Origin of the sequence: Candidatus Phytoplasma stylosanthis (assembly GCF_032886435.1) — a bacterium.
Taxonomy (GTDB): Bacteria; Bacillota_I; Bacilli_A; order Acholeplasmatales; family Acholeplasmataceae; genus Phytoplasma; species Phytoplasma stylosanthis.
The window spans coordinates 1-3,211 of sequence record NZ_JAUZJP010000026.1 but is presented as its reverse complement, the minus strand read 5'-3'; the positions used below and the strand labels follow the sequence as shown (position 1 = coordinate 3,211).

Sequence of the window (3,211 nt, the reverse complement as noted above, 5' to 3'; positions counted from 1 at the left end):
AATATGAACAATTTAAAAAAATTAATAAAAGAAATTATTTTTCTAATTATCGGTGTCATGATCGTTTTCGCTCCCATTTATTTTATAAAAAAACATCAGGATGAAGAATTACACCAAAGTTTTATTGCATTAGATGAAAGTTTTGCCCGAATAGAAAAAGAATCAGATGAAAGTTTTGCCCGAATAGGAAAAAAAATAGATGAAGCTAGAAAACAATCCAATGATAGATTTGCTGAAGTGTGGGAAAACTTAGCTAAATTAAATAAAATCCTTAATGAATCAGAAGATAAATCAGATGATAATCTCAATAAATCAGATGAAATAACCGATAAAACAGAGACTAAAATTGATGAACAAAAACAAGAATAAACCAACAATAACAAAATTAAGACCATGAAATATTCCAATAATAGGAGGTTGTTACATAATGTTTAAATTAATCAAAATTCCCTTTCTTTAAAGATTACTGCCTCATTTTCTTGTTGATTATTTTTCATGTTATTCCTCCTCTTGCTGCTTATTCTGGTTTTCAGCGTCAAAATAAAACCAAAATACCATTAGCTGATTCCCAAACGCTCCAACAAGAGTGGTTAGTAACTCAACCTCCAATCAAAAGGTATGATATCCCTGTTTTAACTAAACAAAGTATTCCTGACATATTAAAATATTTTCAGATCGAAACTTCTACTTATGGGTTGGATAATCCCTCTTATAACCCTTATGGTCGAGATTTCTTTTGCTTTGAATTAAAAGATCCCCCACCAGGACTATTAGGAGTTTATTTGAAACCGCGAAATAATCCTTTTTGTATCCAATATCCTCAAAGAGATAAGGAATCCACCTTGCCAGACCTTTTAAAATATGAAATGGCGATTGCAGAAGTTTTTGTCTTTTGGGATGCTAAAGAATTGCTAGTTCCGCCAAATGTCAATCTTAATTTAGTCAAGTTAGATATTTTAGTAAGTGAAAGTAAAGAAAAAGCGATAAATGATTACTTAATCAAAAACAAAATCATCAACCAACCAAAATTAATTAAATTAGGTTGTTACAACATTACTCCTGCCACAGGTTTAGTTGCCCCGTTGCCTGCTAAAAATATTTGGGGAAATGACGAAATCGAAGTTATTTATTTTGATGATGGGATACGCGTTTTACCATCAGAATCTCTAAAATACACTATCCATGATTTATTAAAATTAAGCAACGGTGCTAAAAATGCTTATCTTTTTAGCTTTGAAACCTATAAAAATACACAATATATCAAACTCCCTGACGCCCCTAACCCATATCAAGCAATTCGGGACTGGAAACGGGAAAATAACCTTTACACTTTCCCGCCTTTAGTTAAAGAATATGACTATGAAGAAAAAAAAATTGAAAATGATGGAGCTAATATAGAAATAACTTCTCCTATTTATATAAAAATTCCTATTCCATATAAAATAAAAGTGGTTTCACATATTTTTGAAACAGACGATTGTGTTTATGGTTTAGTTTGTACAAATGAATCATTTCAAAAAAATATCTTTAAACAATATTGTAATTCTTTTAGTAATTGGCTGCACCAATGTCCTGTTAAACCTGGTTATCATTATACTGGCGACGAAATCCGCGACAAATTCGGCCGTTCAGATAAAACCCTTTACGATGAAAATGGCACAAAATATGATTATGAATATTATGAAAAAAGTTGGTGGCAAAAAGATGTATTTTATATTTTAGGTAGTGGTTTGGGTAGTATAGAACATGATAGAAATTTACCACCTTTTAAAAATTTTTTAAACACCACCCGACCTCCAACAAAACCTAAAGAATTAGAATAAATCTTCATTTTAAGACCAACTCTTTTGTTGGTCTTTTTTTATTTAAAAATAACAAAATAATAAGGAGCAAACCAATAAAATGACAAACCAAATTAAAGAAATCTTAAACCAAATCAAAGAATTTTTTTTCAAAATCAAAAATAATCCTCATTCTAAAAATTACGTTTTAATTATTATCACTTGTTTTTTTATTATTAGTAATTTATTAGCGTTATTTGTCAATTTTCAATTTGGGATGAAATTAAACAGTTTTCTTTGTTTAATTTATGATGGTTTTATGATTATTTTTTTATTAGACAACGCCAAAGAAAAAAATAAATAAAATTTAATTAATTTTAAAGACCCTTTAAAAGGGTCTTTTTTTATTCAAAAACAAAAAAAATTTAATATCTGTCGCACAAATTATTCATTAGAAAGGAATTAAATAATGAAAATACCATGGATTGGGAGCAAAAAGAAAATGTTGCCCCTGTTATTAAAAAATATGCCAACAAAATATAACAATTATTATGAACCTTTTTTAGGCAGTGGAGTTTTATTCCAAAACCTGACTCCCCAAACAGCCATTTTAAACGATAATGATGATCATTTAATAGAACTTTGGAAAAATATGTTAGTAAAACCCACATTGTTTTGTGTTTATGTCAGGCAATTAGAAAACAATATATATGCCAATCAAGAGCAAAAGACCCAAAAAGAAGCATTCAAAAATTTGTTAGCCAAATTTAATAAAAGCAATTTTGGCATTTATAAAAGTGCCCTTTTTTATGTTTTATTAAAATATGCTTTTCGGGGTATTTTTAGATATCTTTCTGATGGCACAATTCATCTAGCCTTTGGTTTTAGAAAACGCTTTTCAAATCCAATCATTGATTTAGCAGAAATCCAAAAAATAAAAAATAATGTTCAAAATTTAAATTTGTTAAATGGTGATTTTGAATCGGTTATCAACCAAACTCAAAACAACGATTTTATATTTGTTGATCCACCGTATTGGCGCGAAGGCATTAAAGATAAAGATTTTTATCAAAAGCCTTTCACATTTGAAGGTCATAAAAGACTTTATCAATGTTTAGTAAGAGCCCATGATCGCAAGGTAAAATGGTTATACACCAATTACAATTCATCAAAAATAACCACCTTGTTTAAAAATTTTAACATCCAATCTTTCCAAACGACCACTGATAGGAACCTTACATCAGCTAAGGTAACCCAAGAAGTGATTATCAAAAATTATTAATAAAGAACAAAATAAATTTTTAAATAAATATTTAAACCATCAAAAAAAACTAACAATTGTTAGAGAAAAGAGAGAAAAAAATGAAAATTAATTTAGAACAAAAAACCCCAGCGTGGTTTAAACACCGCCAAAAATATATTAATGCTAC

General features: G+C 28.7%; 4 protein-coding genes. All 4 read left to right on the top strand.

Annotated features, from left to right (window positions below; translation table 11 throughout):
* Positions 1–369, top strand: a 369-nt coding sequence (locus tag Q8777_RS02450) for a hypothetical protein (protein WP_318749422.1), incomplete at its 5' end; no start/stop codon positions are given.
* 110 nt (positions 370–479) lie between these two features.
* Positions 480–1,823, top strand: a complete 1,344-nt coding sequence (locus Q8777_RS02445) for a hypothetical protein (protein WP_318749474.1) — start codon at positions 480–482, stop codon at positions 1,821–1,823.
* A gap of 79 nt (positions 1,824–1,902) precedes the next feature.
* The gene (locus tag Q8777_RS02440) at positions 1,903–2,145 is read left to right on the top strand and encodes a hypothetical protein (RefSeq protein WP_318749426.1); all 243 of its coding nucleotides are present in this window, start codon (positions 1,903–1,905) and stop codon (positions 2,143–2,145) included.
* A gap of 105 nt (positions 2,146–2,250) precedes the next feature.
* Positions 2,251–3,063, top strand: a complete 813-nt coding sequence (locus tag Q8777_RS02435) for a Dam family site-specific DNA-(adenine-N6)-methyltransferase (protein WP_318749473.1) — start codon at positions 2,251–2,253, stop codon at positions 3,061–3,063.
* Positions 3,064–3,211 lie beyond the last annotated feature (148 nt).